14 protein-coding genes are annotated in these 13,609 nt (G+C 69.0%); 11 read left to right on the forward strand and 3 right to left on the reverse strand.

What is annotated here, in order from left to right:
• Positions 1 to 9: 9 nt before the first annotated feature.
• Positions 10 to 1,611, reverse strand: a complete 1,602-nt coding sequence (locus C3E79_RS02690; RefSeq protein WP_235840539.1) for an LCP family protein — start codon at positions 1,609 to 1,611, stop codon at positions 10 to 12.
• A gap of 80 nt (positions 1,612 to 1,691) precedes the next feature.
• Between C3E79_RS02690 and C3E79_RS02695 the strand changes: the two genes are divergently transcribed.
• The 3 genes from C3E79_RS02695 to C3E79_RS02705 all read left to right on the forward strand — a co-directional run bounded on the left by C3E79_RS02695 (position 1,692) and on the right by C3E79_RS02705 (position 4,261).
• Positions 1,692 to 2,576 carry a glycosyltransferase family 2 protein gene (locus C3E79_RS02695; RefSeq protein WP_412778845.1) on the forward strand — a complete coding sequence of 295 codons (885 nt, stop codon included), beginning with the start codon at positions 1,692 to 1,694 and terminating at the stop codon, positions 2,574 to 2,576.
• Positions 2,577 to 2,581: 5 nt separating this feature from the next.
• Positions 2,582 to 3,661: a mannose-1-phosphate guanylyltransferase gene (gene manB, locus C3E79_RS02700; protein WP_108403524.1), complete on the forward strand. Its 1,080-nt coding sequence runs from the start codon at positions 2,582 to 2,584 to the stop codon at positions 3,659 to 3,661.
• 351 nt (positions 3,662 to 4,012) lie between these two features.
• Positions 4,013 to 4,261 (forward strand): WhiB family transcriptional regulator, encoded by a 249-nt coding sequence (locus C3E79_RS02705; RefSeq protein ID WP_172808059.1) that lies wholly within the window; start codon positions 4,013 to 4,015, stop codon positions 4,259 to 4,261.
• Here the strand turns inward: C3E79_RS02705 and C3E79_RS02710 are convergent.
• Positions 4,258 to 4,728, reverse strand: coding sequence for a metallopeptidase family protein (locus tag C3E79_RS02710; protein ID WP_108403526.1), 471 nt, complete (start codon positions 4,726 to 4,728; stop codon positions 4,258 to 4,260). The genes C3E79_RS02705 and C3E79_RS02710 overlap by 4 nt on opposite strands.
• Before the next feature lie 94 nt (positions 4,729 to 4,822).
• Between C3E79_RS02710 and C3E79_RS02715 the strand changes: the two genes are divergently transcribed.
• Genes C3E79_RS02715 through C3E79_RS11290 form a run of 3 tightly spaced genes read left to right on the forward strand, consistent with a single transcriptional unit; the run spans position 4,823 to position 7,698 of the window.
• Positions 4,823 to 5,317, forward strand: a complete 495-nt coding sequence (locus C3E79_RS02715; protein WP_187346089.1) for a DUF3499 domain-containing protein — start codon at positions 4,823 to 4,825, stop codon at positions 5,315 to 5,317.
• Positions 5,318 to 5,327: 10 nt separating this feature from the next.
• A complete protein-coding gene (locus C3E79_RS02720) occupies positions 5,328 to 6,698 on the forward strand; it encodes a phosphomannomutase/phosphoglucomutase (protein WP_108403528.1) in 1,371 nt (456 codons plus the stop codon).
• Between the two features lie 10 nt (positions 6,699 to 6,708).
• A complete protein-coding gene (locus C3E79_RS11290) occupies positions 6,709 to 7,698 on the forward strand; it encodes a hypothetical protein (RefSeq protein ID WP_146183358.1) in 990 nt (329 codons plus the stop codon).
• A gap of 16 nt (positions 7,699 to 7,714) precedes the next feature.
• On the opposite strand, the gene C3E79_RS11680 is transcribed toward C3E79_RS11290, so the two are convergent.
• On the reverse strand, positions 7,715 to 8,464 hold the full coding sequence (locus C3E79_RS11680) for a hypothetical protein (RefSeq protein WP_146183357.1): 750 nt from the start codon (positions 8,462 to 8,464) through the stop codon (positions 7,715 to 7,717).
• 252 nt (positions 8,465 to 8,716) lie between these two features.
• Between C3E79_RS11680 and C3E79_RS02740 the strand changes: the two genes are divergently transcribed.
• From C3E79_RS02740 to mtrB, 5 genes are all read left to right on the forward strand, one after another.
• Positions 8,717 to 9,082 (forward strand): DUF4259 domain-containing protein, encoded by a 366-nt coding sequence (locus C3E79_RS02740; RefSeq protein ID WP_108403532.1) that lies wholly within the window; start codon positions 8,717 to 8,719, stop codon positions 9,080 to 9,082.
• Positions 9,083 to 9,243: 161 nt separating this feature from the next.
• On the forward strand, positions 9,244 to 10,695 hold the full coding sequence (ahcY, locus tag C3E79_RS02745; protein WP_108403533.1) for an adenosylhomocysteinase: 1,452 nt from the start codon (positions 9,244 to 9,246) through the stop codon (positions 10,693 to 10,695).
• A gap of 19 nt (positions 10,696 to 10,714) precedes the next feature.
• Complete coding sequence (locus C3E79_RS02750; protein ID WP_108403534.1) at positions 10,715 to 11,356, forward strand: dTMP kinase; 642 nt, start codon at positions 10,715 to 10,717, stop codon at positions 11,354 to 11,356.
• Positions 11,331 to 12,014, forward strand: coding sequence for an MtrAB system response regulator MtrA (gene mtrA / locus C3E79_RS02755; RefSeq protein WP_108403535.1), 684 nt, complete (start codon positions 11,331 to 11,333; stop codon positions 12,012 to 12,014). The genes C3E79_RS02750 and mtrA overlap by 26 nt, the downstream gene beginning before the upstream one ends.
• Before the next feature lie 4 nt (positions 12,015 to 12,018).
• Positions 12,019 to 13,587: an MtrAB system histidine kinase MtrB gene (mtrB, locus tag C3E79_RS02760; protein WP_179948332.1), complete on the forward strand. Its 1,569-nt coding sequence runs from the start codon at positions 12,019 to 12,021 to the stop codon at positions 13,585 to 13,587.
• The last annotated feature ends 22 nt before the right edge of the window (positions 13,588 to 13,609 follow it).

Raw genomic sequence — 13,609 nt, forward strand, 5'->3', positions numbered from 1 at the left:
TCATAGGGCCTAGTTCACGCAGCGCGGCCCGTCGCCGCCAGCGTCGATTTCGGGGGCGACTACGGCGGTGCCGAAATCCTCCCCGGGGGTCCCCACGGCGTCCTCGGGGGAGGGTTGCGCCGAGGTCGCCGTGGCGGCCGCGGCGGAGACCGGCCCGGCGTAGTCGCCCGCCACGACGACGACGAGGCTACCCGGCTCCAGGCCCTCGTTTGCCGTCACGGGCAGCCCGCCGAGCATCTGCGCGAGGGCCTGGGCCGCGGGGTCTTCCGCGTCGAGCGCGACGACCTGGGATTGCGAGTAGACGCCGGGCACGGCGTTGGAGACTTCCGCAATATCGACGCCGCGCTCCTTCAGCCAGCCGGCCACGCCGCCGGCCTGCCCGTCGGTCTCCCCGGCGTTGAGTGCGTAGATGGTAGCGCCCGTCAGCGCGTCGGCCCCGGCGGGCGCCGCGGGCGCGGCGCCGTCCTCGGGGGCGGGCTCCGGTGGTCTCACGGCGGCGTCCATGAAGTCGTGCACCTGGGAGACGTCGACGGTGACGATGGATTCTCCGTAATCGCCCACCCCGTCGACCGAGGTGACCGGGATGGTGGTGAAGGTCACGTCGCCGGCCGCGAGCCCGGACATCTGCTGGGCGAACTTCACGACGTCCCAGCCCTCGTCGAGGGTGACTGAGCGCTCCGCGGCGCTGGCGAGCTCGCGCAGCTTGCTCGGGTTTGCCAGCGTGCCCGCCGAGAGCGTCTTGTGGACCAGCGAGGCCATGTAGACCTGCTGGCGCACGATCCGGTCGAGGTCGCCGCGCGGCAGGTCGTGGCGCTGGCGGACGAAGGAGAGCGCCTGGGCGCCGCTGAGGGTCTGCTCCCCGGCGGGGAACTTCGCCCCGGAGAGCGGCTCGTCGACGGGGGCGTTGAGGCACACGTCGACGCCGCCGACGGCGTCGGTGAGCAGCGCGAAGCCGAGCAGGCCCACCTGGGCAAAGTGGTCGACCTCCACGCCGGTGAGGTCCGCCACGGCGTCGATCAGCCCCTCCTGGCCCGCGCGCGCGACGCGCTTTTCCAGCTCCGGGCCCTCGGAGGCGCCGCCCGCGAGCTGGCGCTCGCGCTCCTTGGCGGCGTAGGAGGCGTAGACGCCGTTGATTTTCATGTTGCCGAACTCGTCGTGGTGGATGTAGGTATCGCGCGGGATCGACACCGCGGTGGCGCGGGAGCCATCGTCGGGGATGCGGATGACCATGATCGTGTCGGTATTGATCTCGCCGTCGGCGACACCGGCGTTGAGCCGGGCAAGCTCGTCCTCGCTCAGCGGGTTGCCTTGGGCGTCGGTACGCGAATCCGACCCGACGAGCAAGATGTCGACGGCCCCATCGAGGCTGTCCGCGCCGCCCTCGCGCAGCTGCAGCTCGGAGGCGCTGAGCTGGCCGCCGAGGCGGCCGACGGAGAAGTAGCCGATTCCGGAGATCGCGATGATGGCCGCGGAGGTGGCGGCGAGGGCGCCTTTGAGCACAGGGTGTCCGGCCTGGGAGATGTCGCGCACCCGGGAGGGGGCGGGCTGGATGTCTCGCGCGCGGCGCTGAGCGGGCCGTGCTGGCCCGGAGTTGTCTGTGTTGACGCTCACCCACGGGAGTATACGACATTGCCCGGCGGGTATCCGCGCCGCAACCGGGCATTTCGCGCCGTAGGCGCTAGGCTCGTGTCATTGTGACTACTCGTGATGCGCCGCTTGCCGTAATAACGGTGACGTTTTCCCCGGGACGCCACCTCGACGCGCTCGCCCGCTCGCTCCCGGAGGCGTGCTCCCGCCCGTTTATTGTGGTGTGTGCGGACAATGGCTCGACCGACGGCGCGCCCGAGGCTCTCGCTGCCGGGCGGGAGGACGTGGAGGTGCTGCGCACGGGCGGCAACATCGGCTACGGCGCGGCGATTAATGCGGCGGCGCGGTGGCTCGAGGGGCGTCGCCACGCGGGCGAGATAGACGGCGAGTACTTCCTTATCACCAACCCCGACGTGCGCTTTTTGCCCGGGTCCATCGACGAGCTCGCCGCGTGCCTGCGGCGCCGGCCGGAGGCGGGCGCGGTGGGGCCGAGGATCGAGGAGGAGGACGGACGGGCCTACCCGAGCGCGCGCGAGGTCCCCGGGCTCTTTACGGGCATCGGGCACGCTCTGCTCTCCGGTCTCTGGCCGTCCAACCCGTTTAGCGCCGCCTACCGCGCGGAGCGCGACATGGACACCGAGCGCGTCGCCGGGTGGCTCTCCGGGTCGTGCCTGATGGTGCGGTGGGACGCCTTCGACGCGGTCGGGGGGTTCGACGAGCGCTACTTCATGTACCTCGAAGACGTCGACTTCGGCGATCGGCTCACCCGCGCCGGGTGGCGCAACGTGTACTGCCCCTCGGCGGTTATCCACCATGATCAAGGTCACGTCGCGGGGCGACACGCGCGTGTCACGGTGCCCGCCCACCACGCCTCCGCGTACCGTTTCCAGGCAGACCGTCACCCGGCCTGGTGGCAGGCGCCGCTGCGCGGGGCCCTCTGGCTCGGGCTGAGGGCACGCGCCGCACTCGAGCTAGCGAAAGGTACCTAAGTTATATGTCTGATCCAGCGCATACCGACGCCGTCATCCTCGTCGGCGGGCGAGGGACGCGTCTGCGCCCGCTGACGGTGTCGACCCCGAAGCCGATGCTGCCGACCGCTGGGGTGCCGTTCCTCGGACACCTGCTCGCGCGGATCCGCGAGGCCGGCATGCGCCACGTGGTGCTGGGCACGTCGTTTCGCGCCGAGGTCTTCGAGTCCTACTTCGGCGACGGCTCGGAGTGGGGCCTCGAGATTGAATACGTCGTGGAGGAAGAGGCGCTTGGCACCGGCGGGGCGATCCGCAACGTCGCGCCGAAGCTGCGCTTTGATACCGCGATGGTGTTCAACGGCGACGTGCTCTCCGGGGCGAACCTGAGCGATATCCTGCACACCCACGCCGAGAAGGACGCGGATGTGACCCTGCACCTCGTGCGGGTGCCCGATCCGCGGGCGTTCGGCTGCGTGCCCACGGACGGCGACGGCAACGTCTTGGAATTTTTGGAAAAGACCCCTGATCCGCCGACGGATCAGATCAACGCGGGCTGCTACGTGTTCAAGCGCTCGGTGATCGACCAGATCCCGGCCGGACGCGTCGTCTCGGTCGAGCGCGAGACCTTCCCGGGGTTGCTCTCGGCGGGCGCGCGGATCGTCGGGCACGTGGACACGACGTATTGGCGCGATATGGGCAGGCCCGACGACTTCGTGCAGGGCTCGTCCGACCTCGTGCGCGGCATCGCCTATTCGCCGTTGCTCGTGGGAAAGACGGGCGAGGCGCTTGTCGACGACTCCGCCGGCGTCGCCGGTGGGGTCATCCTCATGGGCGGTACCACGGTGGGCCGGGGCTGCGACATCGGCGCCGGTTGCCGCGTGGATGACAGTGTGATCTTCGATGGGGTGACCATCGAGCCGGGGGCTGTGGTGCGCGGCTCGATTATCGCGGCGGGGGTGCGCATCGGGGCGAACGCCCGGATCTTCGGCTGCGTGATCGGCGAGGGCGCCCAGATCGGGGCGCGCTGCGAGCTCCAGGGCGGGATGCGCGTGTGGCCGGGCGTGGACATCCCGGATTCGGGGATCAGGTTTTCGCCGGATGCGTAGCGACACGCCGGGGGCGCGACCGAATAGGTGTGCTGCGGGTGGTCTACCACTAGATGTAGTACCCCCTCTCGCTACCCCCTCTGGGCGGGCCCTGTTGCCCATGTGACTCCTGTGGCGAATGACGGCGGTTCTTCGGGCGCGAGCGCGAAAAGACGGCCCGAGAGGTTGCGGCTATTTAGTTTCTCGGTGTTCAATCGCTAGTAGAAACCACACGGAAATGGCACCGGCGTAATTACACCGGATCGCATCGGCAATGGCGGCGGTGCCGGATCACAGACCACAACGCAGGAAGGGGACGGCGTGGACAACACGGCTGACAACGCCATTCTCCGCGGCGCAGCTGCGGGCGGGATGACTCTCGATGAACTCTTCGGCACCGTCGAGCAGGAATGGCAGGATCAAGCCCTGTGCGCCCAGACCGACCCCGAGGCGTTTTTCCCGGAAAAGGGCGGCTCGACGCGCGAGGCGAAGCGCATCTGCCAGGCTTGCGCGGTGCGCGACGAGTGCCTCGAGTACGCGCTCGAGCACGACGAGCGCTTCGGCATCTGGGGCGGCCTGTCCGACCGCGAGCGCCGCAGGCTGAAAAAGCAGATCGGCTAGAGCCCGAAGTCCGGGTCTATATCGCGCGGGTCCAGGTTGAGGTGGTAGGCCACCAACGCGGTGAGCACCCACGTGAGCAGCTCGGAGCGCTCGGTCGCTGTCTTCGCGCGGTGCTCGATCGGCGCACGAAATACGACGATCCGGGCGCGCGTAGGGCTGCCGTAGCGGTCCACCCCGGCGGCGAGCACCCGCCCGAGCGGGACCGGGCCGTCGGCAACGATGTCATCGGGAATGATCGAATCCGGCCGCAGGCGCATCCGTGGGATCGTATCCACGGCGAGGTCGACCCCGGAGAGCTGGTCGGGGTAGGAGTTGTGCAAAGGGGCGTAGCTCTCCAAAACGAGCTGGTCAAAGGCCATCGAGCGCGAGCGGTAGCGCGGCACGCCGATGGGCAGCAGCGGCCCGCGCGGCCCCCGGGCGCGGCGGTCGCGGGCGGGTCGGATGTGCAGCGGGTCGGCCTTGCTCATGGCGTCCTATGATAGGCGGCGGGCGCGGCGCTTCAGCGGGAGCGCGCCGCGTGTCATCCGCCTAATCTCAAGGAGAAGTTTAGACTTGGGCCCCGTGAACACCTTCCGTCGTTGCTGCCGACCGGGCTGCGGCCGACCCGCCGTGGCCACGCTCATCTACGCCTACGCGGACTCCACCGCCGTCGTAGGGCCGCTCGCGCCCGTCGCCGAGCCCCACTCCTGGGACCTGTGCGAGCACCACGCGGCGAACATCTCGGCGCCCGTCGGCTGGGACATGGTGCGCGTCGAGCACGTCGACATCGACGACGAGGAGCTCGAGCAGCTTGACGACGACGACTTGACCGCCCTGGCCGAGGCCGTGCGCGAAGCGGGAAGGGTCACCACCGGGCTCGTCGACGCCGGCGAAGACCCCATTGAGTACGCGGCGAACCACGACTTCGGCGACCCCAGCACCTCCAATCACCCGGTCCACCGCACCAAACGCATTGAGGGGCAGGTCGCCGCCGCCAAGGCCGCGCGCCGCTCCCACCTCCGGGTCGTGCCCGACCCGGAGCCCGAGGCACAAAGGGAGCGCGGCGAGGAGGGCTAGGATTGTCGCCATGGCAATTCAGCACACCACAAGCTCCCTGCGCAGCGTCATCAAGGCCTACGACATCCGTGGCGTCGTCGGCACGGACATCGACGAGGAATTCATCTCCGTCGTCGGCGCGGCCTACGCCCACATCCTGCGCGAGGAGGGCGAGCGCCGCATCGCGGTGGGCTACGACATGCGCCCCTCCTCGCCGCAGCTCGCCGCCGCCTTCTGCCGCGGCGCGACCTCGCAGGGGCTCGACGTCATCGAGCTCGGCCTGACCTCCACCGACGAGCTCTACTACGCCTCCGGCTCGCTGTCCTGCGCTGGGGCGATGTTTACCGCCTCGCACAACCCCGCGCAGTACAACGGCATCAAGCTATGCCGCGCGGGGGCGAAGCCGGTGAGCACCGAGACCGGCCTGGCCGAGATCGCGCGGATGGTCATCGACGGCGTGCCGGGCTGGGACGGGGAGGTAGGGGGCGTCGATAAGCGAGACGTGCTCGAAGACTACGCGGCGTTCTTGCGCGAGCTCGCGCCGCTGCCGCAGCGCCGCCTCGTCGTCGCGGTCGACGCGGCCAACGGCATGGCCGGGCTGACGGTACCCACCGTGCTCGACGGCCTCGACGTGCGCCCGCTCTACTTCGAGCTCGACGGCACCTTCCCCAACCACGAGGCCAACCCGCTCGACCCGGAAAACCTTGAGGACCTGCAGAAGTTCGTCGTCGAACAGGGAGCCGATATCGGGCTCGCCTTCGACGGCGACGCCGACCGCTGCTTCGTCGTCGACGAAAAGGGCAACCCCATCTCGCCCTCCGCCGTCACCGCGCTCGTGGCCACCCGCACGCTCGCCAGCCACCCCGGCGCCACGATCATCCACAACGCGATCACCTCGCGCGCCGTGCCCGAGATCATTGAGGAAAACGGGGGCACGGCGGTGCGCACCCGCGTCGGGCACTCCTACATCAAGGCGCACATGGCCCAGACCGGGGCGCTCTTCGGCGGGGAGCACTCCGCGCACTACTACTTCGCCGAGTTCTACAACGCAGACTCTGGCCTCCTCGCCGCCCTCCACGTGCTCGCCGCGCTCGCCGAGCAGGACCAGCCGCTGAGCCAGATGATGGGGAGCTACGACCGCTACTGTGCCTCCGGCGAGATCAACTCGCATGTGAGCGACCAAGAAGCGGCCACCAAGCGCGTCGTCGCTGCGTTTGAGGACCGCGCCGTTGACATCGATCGCCTCGACGGGGTGACCATCACCCTCGGCGAGAACCCGCCAGTGTGGTTCAATGTCCGCGCCTCGAACACGGAGCCCCTCCTGCGCCTCAACGCCGAGGCGCCCACCCAAGGCGAGGTTGCATCCCTCGTCGAGGAGGTCCTCTCCGTCATCCGCGCGTAGCCTGGCGGGCATGGACGACTTCGCCGACCCCCGGGCCGACCCCCGTGCCGCTCTGCCCAGCAGCTGCGAGCGAGCAGCCTTCTTCGACATCGCGCACGAAGGCGCCCAGCTGCGCGCGATTGCCGAGGCGGCCGACGTGTTTGCCCCGCTGCGCAGCCTCGCGCCGCGCAGCCTCGTCATCGTGCCTGCAGACCAGTCCTCCGCGGCGGCGGCGCGCGCGGCCGTCGAGCTCGCGGCCCCGGCGGCGCTTCCCGTCATGGTCACGCCCGGTCTGCCGCACTACGTCGGTGCGCTCGACGTCGTAGTCGTCGTGGGGGAGCCGTCGTCCCCAGAGGCGGCCGAGGCGGCATCCCGCGCTTTGGCGACGGCCGCGCGGCGTGGCGCGGCGAGCGTGCTGGCCGGGCCGGCAGGCGGGGCCGTTGTCAGCGAGGCCCCCTCCGACACCATCGTCATCCCCGCGCCGCCCGGGCCCGAGGGGCCCTCGGCGCTGCGCTCCTTCGGGGCGGCGTGGGCACTGGTGCGCCCCGAAGACGCACGCGGCGGCCTGCTCGGCGCCGCCGCCGACGAGGTCGATCGCGAGCTAGTCGGGCTGAGCCCCGAGCGAGACGCCACGGTCAACCCCGCCCGCGCCCTGCGCGAGTTCGCCGCCGCCGGCCCGCTCGTGCACACCGGTGTGAACAGCTGTGGTCGAGTCGTCGCCAGGGCGGTGGCCGAGATGTGGTCCGTCCGCGGGATGGCCAGCGGGTTCGTCGACCGGGATGAGCTGGGCCGCGCGCTGCGAGAGACCGGGCCGGAGGACATCTTCCACGATCCCTTCATCGATCCTCCCGCGGGCGCAGTCGGGCCCGCGGTGGTGGCGTGGAACCAGGATGACCGCAGGCACCTTCCCGCGGGCCGTGCCCGGGCCGAGGGCGTCGCAGAAGGCGAGACCGGTGCCTTCGGTGCTGCAGCGCGGTTGCTCGTGCGCGCCCTCGCGGCGACGGTGATGGAAAACGCCTAGGGGGTTCTGGGAGCCTCTAGAGGATCTGCCTGCCGATGGCGCCGCGGAGGCGCTCAAGCAGCGTCTCTGGCGGCTCGGAAGAGGTCGCGTCTTCGGGAACGGCCTGACGCAGCGCCTTGTCCGTCGGGATCGCCGCCGGGCTGGGCTCCGTGGCCGGGGTCGGCTCCGTCGCCGTGGTCGGCGTCACCGGAGAGGTGCTCTCCGTCGGGGATTGCGTGCTCGTGGTCGGCGCGGTTGTCTGCGGCACAGGCACAGACGTCGACGGGGAGGAGGGCTGCTCGTAGGTAGCCTCGCCGGGGGTGGCGGGCTCGCCCGCACCGGTGGGGCCGGTGAGCAGGGCCCCGTCGGGCGCGGAGGCCACCGATGTGGGGACGACGTTGGAGGGGCGCAGGATCTGCGTCGGGCGCGAAGCCCTGGTGGAGGGGTTGACCACGGCGTTGGGCGGGAGGAGGGGGTCGCGCGGGGCGCCTTCGGCGCCGCCGCCCGTCCCGTCGGTGCCCCGCTGCGCCGGGGGCTCGGTCGCGCCCTCCGCGCCAGGAGCGTGATCGGCGTTCTCGTCCGAATCGGAAGCCATGGTCGAGCGCGTCGGGGCGGCGGGGGAGCTCGAGCGCTCCTCGTCCGCTGCGGGCTCCACAGCGTCGGCCTGGAACGTCGGCGCGCTGCCGGACGAGGGGGAGGAGACCTTCCACACGATCAGGCCGATGCCCAGCGCGAGAACGAGGCCAACGGCCATGAGCGCTGTGACAAGGCGCTTGGAGTCGTTCACGGGGTGCCCCTTCATCGGTGTGTCTACGGTGTGTCCTTCGCGTATCGCTACTGGTTACAAGTTGGTAACAATTAGGCGTCGTCTTTGCATTTATAGCACGTCAACCGGCGGCTGTGAAGTATGCGCGGGTCCAGGGCTTAGCGGGAGGTCCGCCGCGGTGGAATCGCGCCGCTGGATCGCGTACTAAGGGGAGGTGCGAGGCCGCGAGCGGCCACGGGCACACATCACCGAATGCAAGGGAGGGAAAGACCCATGAGCACGTGGGATAGGTTCATCTTGACGGAGGAGGCCAACGTCGATTTCCTCGACGATCTCAACGACCTCGAGCCGGAGGAGGCGGTGCAGGCGGTGCGAGACGCCGTTTTGCTCGCGGCGGGTGAGACGACGCCGACCGGCGAAGAGCTCGCCAACGGCCGCGCCGCGGCCACGATCGCCGCGATGTGGGCGGGGGCGCCGTTTAGCGCGGGCGATGTTGTGGATTCTTACCCCTTTATCCGCGAGGTTGATGCGGAGGTAGACGAGAAGCTCGCGGAGGCGGCCGCGGGGCTGCTTGAGGCGGTCGAGGGTGACGACGAGGACTTCGCCGATATCGACCAGTTTATTGAGGCCCTCTCCTAGACGCCCGCCCCCGCCCCCCGTGCTGCCCGGGGGTGTCGTGCCGGCCCGATTGCTGCGGCTAAGGTGTATAGAGTATTCTCACGCCCCCGCCGTGACCTGCAGGGATGGAAGAGGCCCGCACGAGGACAGTGGATAATAGCCCAGACGAAAGATGTGATTCGATGAGTAACGCCAGCGCCGTGAGCGACTACAAGGTCGCGGATATCACCTTGTTTGAAGCCGGCCGCAAGCAGATCGAGCTCGCGGAATACGAGATGCCGGGCCTGATGCAGCTGCGCCGCGAGTACGGCGCGGACAAGCCGCTGGCCGGGGCGCGGATCTCCGGGTCGATCCACATGACCACCCAGACCGCCGTGCTCATCGAAACCCTCGTCGAGCTCGGGGCGCAGGTGCGCTGGTCGTCGTGCAACATTTTCTCCACGGAAGATGCCGCCGCCGCGGCCGTGGTCGTGGGCAAGCACGGCACCCCGGAAAACCCGCAGGGCGTGCCTGTCTTCGCGTGGAAGGGGGAGACGCTCGAGGAGTACTGGTGGTGCGTCAACCAGATCTTCAGCTGGGGCGAGGGAATTTACCCGAACATGATCTTGGACGACGGCGGGGACGCGACCATGGCCGTGATCAAGGGCCTCGAGTTCGAAAAGGCCGGTGCCGTACCGCAGGCCCAGCCGGGCGACTCGGACGAACAGGTCGCCTTCTACGCGATGCTGGCCGAGACGCTCGAGCGCGATGCGGCCAAGTGGACGCGCACCGCCGCCGAGGTCAAGGGGGTGACGGAGGAGACCACGACGGGTGTGCACCGCCTCTACCACTTCGCGCGGGAGGGCGTGTTGCCCTTCCCCGCCATGAACGTCAACGACGCGGTGACCAAGTCGAAGTTTGACAACCGCTACGGCACCCGCCACTCCGTTATCGACGGGATCAACCGCGGCACCGACATGCTCATCGCGGGCAAGAGGGCCCTGGTGTGCGGCTACGGTGACGTGGGCAAGGGAGTCGCCGAGGCGCTCAGCGGCCAGGGCGCGATCGTCTCGGTCACCGAGATCGATCCGATCAACGCGCTGCAGGCCCTCATGGATGGCTACAGCGTTGTTACCGTCGACGAGGCGATCGCCCAGGCGGACTTCATCATCACCGCGACAGGCAACCTGGGCATCATCACCTTCGAGGACATGCTCAAGATGAAAGACCACGCTGTGCTGGGCAACATCGGGCACTTCGATAACGAGATTGATATGCACTCGCTGCTCCACCGCGACGACGTCTCGCGGACCCAGATCAAACCGCAGGTTGACCTGTTCCACCTGCCGTCGGGCAACTCGATTATCGTGCTCTCCGAGGGGCGCCTGCTCAACCTCGGCAATGCCACCGGCCACCCGTCGTTCGTCATGTCGAACTCTTTCGCGGACCAGACCATCGCTCAGATCGAGCTGTACACCAACTCCGCGAAGTACGGCAACGAGGTCTACCGACTGCCGAAGCACCTCGACGAAAAGGTCGCCCGCATCCACGTCGAGGCGCTCGGCGGCCGGCTCACCGAGCTCACGAAGGAGCAGGCGGAGTATATCGGCGTCGACGTGGCGGGCCCGTACAAGCCCGAGCACTACCGCTACTAGGGCGGGGGGCTACCTGCTCATGATCATCGCGGTCGAAGGCATCGACGGGGCCGGCAAGAACACGCTGGTCGAGGCCGTCACGGCGGCGCTGGGCGCGCAAAGCCTGGCGTTTCCGCGCTACGAGGTCTCCCTCCACGCCCAGCTCGCGCGCGACGCGCTGGCCGGCCGGATGGGCGATCTTGTCGGCTCCGCCCACGGCATGGCCACCCTCTTCGCGCTTGACAGGCACGGAGCCAAGCCGCTTCTCGACGCCTTCGTGGGCGCCCCGGATAAGCTCATCGTCCTCGACCGCTACGTCGCCTCCAACGCCGCCTACACCGCCGCGCGCACGGGATCGGATTCGGCGTTTGGGTGGGTCGAAGAGCTCGAATTCGGCCGCCTCGGGCTGCCCCGGCCCGACCTGCACGTGCTCGTCGATACGAGCCCTGCTGAGGCGAAGGAGCGGGTGCGAAAGCGCGCCGCGCACGACGCCTCGCGCGAGCCCGACCGCTACGAGCGCGACGCCGCGCTGCAGGTTGCGACGTTTGCCGCCTACGAGCGCCTTTCCGCGTCCGGCTGGGCGGGGCGGTGGCTGCGCAGCGCCCAGCCGGACGCTATCATCCAAGCAGTCGAAGACCTTCGCCTAAGGAGCCGAAATGACCCCCAGAATCCTCGTCGTTGATGACGACCCGGCGATCAACGAAATGCTCACCATCGTGCTTGAGGCGGAGGGCTTCGAGTGCAAGCCGGTCACCGATGGGGCGGAGGCGATCGGCGCCTTCGAGAGCTACGACCCGGACGTCATCCTGCTCGATTTGATGCTGCCGGGGATGAACGGGGTCGACATCTGCCGCGAGATCCGCAAGGTCTCGGCGGTGCCCATCGTCATGCTCACGGCCAAGACCGACACTGTGGACGTCGTGCTGGGGCTCGAATCGGGTGCCGACGACTACATCACCAAGCCGTTCAAGCCAAAGGAGCTCATTGCCAGAATCCGCGCGCGGCTGCGCCGCACGGACTCCGAGCCGAGCGAGGTGCTCACGATCGGGGACCTTACCATCGACGTGCCCCAGCACATGGTCACCCGCGCCGGCGAGGAGATCGCGCTGACCCCGCTCGAGTTCGACCTGCTGCTGGAGATGGCGCGCAAGCCCAACCAGGTCCACGCCCGCGAGGAGCTCTTAGAGACGGTTTGGGGCTACCGCAACGCCTCGGATACCCGCTTAGTCAACGTCCACGTGCAGCGGCTGCGCTCGAAGATCGAGCACGACCCGGAGAACCCGGAGATCATCTTGACGGTGCGTGGAGTGGGCTACAAGACGGGCAAACCGGGAGCGTAAGGCACTGAACACCAACCGAGTTCGGCGCGCCAGGGAGCGTGCCGCCGAGGCGTGGCGGACCTCGCTCCAGGTGAGGTTCGTCGGCACAGTGCTCATCGTCTCCACGGTGGTCATGATCGTGCTGGGGTTCTCACTCGCTTCCGTGGTCACGCAGCGCGTCACCATGGCGAAGGCGGACCTCGCGGCGACGGAGATCGAGCGGGCCCGGCTGATCGCCGAGGAACAAATCGACGGCTCCGGCTCCGCCGGCTCCACGCAAACCCGCCTCAACTCGGCGCGCGCTGTGCTCGGACAGCGCTCCCAGCAGGATTCAGACCTCGTCGCGGTCTACGAGCCGATCCTGCTGCTCGAAAACGCCGACGGCTCGTTGACCACATCCCCGGAGGGATACGAGATCCCGGAGCGGCTGCGCCGCTTCGTCACCGAGGGCAACGTCGCCTACCAGTTCCACGAGGCGCACAGGGCGGACGGATCGACCTACAAGGCGCTGATCGTGGGCACCCCGACCAACTCGGACATCCCGGGCCTGCAGGTCTACCTGGTGATGAGCATGGAAGGGGAGGCCTCCACCCTCGCGCTCATGCGCGGCATGCTCGTCTCCGCGATCCTCGTCGTTGTGGTCCTACTCGTGGGCATCGCCTGGCTCGCCTCCCAGCAGATCGTCGCCCCGGTGCGCTCGGCTTCGCGCACCGCGGAGCGGTTTGCGGCCGGCCACTTGCGCGAGCGCATGCCAGTCGACGGCGAGGACGAAATGGCGGTGCTTGCGCTGTCGTTTAACAACATGGCCGACAAGATCTCCCGCCAGATCAACCAGCTCGAGGAGTACGGGGACCTGCAGCGGCAGTTCACTTCGGACGTCTCCCACGAGCTGCGCACGCCGTTGACCACGGTGCGCATGGCAGCGGACATGATAGCGGCGGACCAGGACAGTCTCGCGCCGCACGCGAGGCGGGCCACTCAGCTCATGACCCGGGAGCTCGACCGCTTCGAGGCCCTCCTCGGAGACCTGTTGGAGATCTCGCGGCACGATGCCGGGGTGGCAGACCTCTCCCCGGCGCAGCTCGACGCGCGCACCCCGATCCTCTCCGCCTGGGAGCAGACGAGGTACCTCGCCGAGCAGCTCGATGTCCCAGTCGAGCTCGACCTGCCGGAGGAGCCGGTGATGATCGAGGGCGATTCCCGCCGCATCGAGCGCATCGTGCGCAACCTCCTCGCCAACGCGGTCGACCACTCGGAGGGCAACCCGGTCGTGGTGGAGCTCTCGCAAAACGACGAGGCCGTGGCCGTGACCGTGACCGACCACGGGGTGGGACTCAAGCCGGGGCAGGAGGAGCTCGTGTTCAACCGTTTCTGGCGGGCAGATAAGTCCCGCAAGCGCCACTCCGGCGGCACCGGGCTCGGCTTGGCCATCGCCCGGGAGGACGCCTTGCTGCACAAGGGGACCTTGGATGCGGCGGGGACTCCCGACGTTGGCTCACAGTTTCGTCTTGTCGTCCCCCGCGATCCCCGCGTGGGGTATTCCACGGCCCCCGTCGACGTGGTGGCGCCGACGCACAAGGGAAGCGAGGTCTAGCAGATGGGGCAGGTAGGGGCCA

Source organism: Corynebacterium liangguodongii (assembly GCF_003070865.1).
Lineage (GTDB): Bacteria > Actinomycetota > Actinomycetes > Mycobacteriales > Mycobacteriaceae > Corynebacterium > Corynebacterium liangguodongii.

Excerpts from the sequence above, each read along its gene's own strand:
- manB (WP_108403524.1), top strand. The coding sequence starts at position 2,582 with ATGTCTGATCCAGCGCATACCGACGCCGTCATCCTCGTCGGCGGGCGA.
- C3E79_RS02705 (WP_172808059.1), top strand. The coding sequence starts at position 4,013 with ATGACTCTCGATGAACTCTTCGGCACCGTCGAGCAGGAATGGCAGGAT.
- C3E79_RS02710 (WP_108403526.1), bottom strand. The coding sequence starts at position 4,728 with ATGAGCAAGGCCGACCCGCTGCACATCCGACCCGCCCGCGACCGCCGC.
- C3E79_RS02720 (WP_108403528.1), top strand. The coding sequence starts at position 5,328 with ATGGCAATTCAGCACACCACAAGCTCCCTGCGCAGCGTCATCAAGGCC.
- C3E79_RS11290 (WP_146183358.1), top strand. The coding sequence starts at position 6,709 with ATGGACGACTTCGCCGACCCCCGGGCCGACCCCCGTGCCGCTCTGCCC.
- C3E79_RS02740 (WP_108403532.1), top strand. The coding sequence starts at position 8,717 with ATGAGCACGTGGGATAGGTTCATCTTGACGGAGGAGGCCAACGTCGAT.
- ahcY (WP_108403533.1), top strand. The coding sequence starts at position 9,244 with ATGAGTAACGCCAGCGCCGTGAGCGACTACAAGGTCGCGGATATCACC.
- C3E79_RS02750 (WP_108403534.1), top strand. The coding sequence starts at position 10,715 with ATGATCATCGCGGTCGAAGGCATCGACGGGGCCGGCAAGAACACGCTG.
- mtrA (WP_108403535.1), top strand. The coding sequence starts at position 11,331 with ATGACCCCCAGAATCCTCGTCGTTGATGACGACCCGGCGATCAACGAA.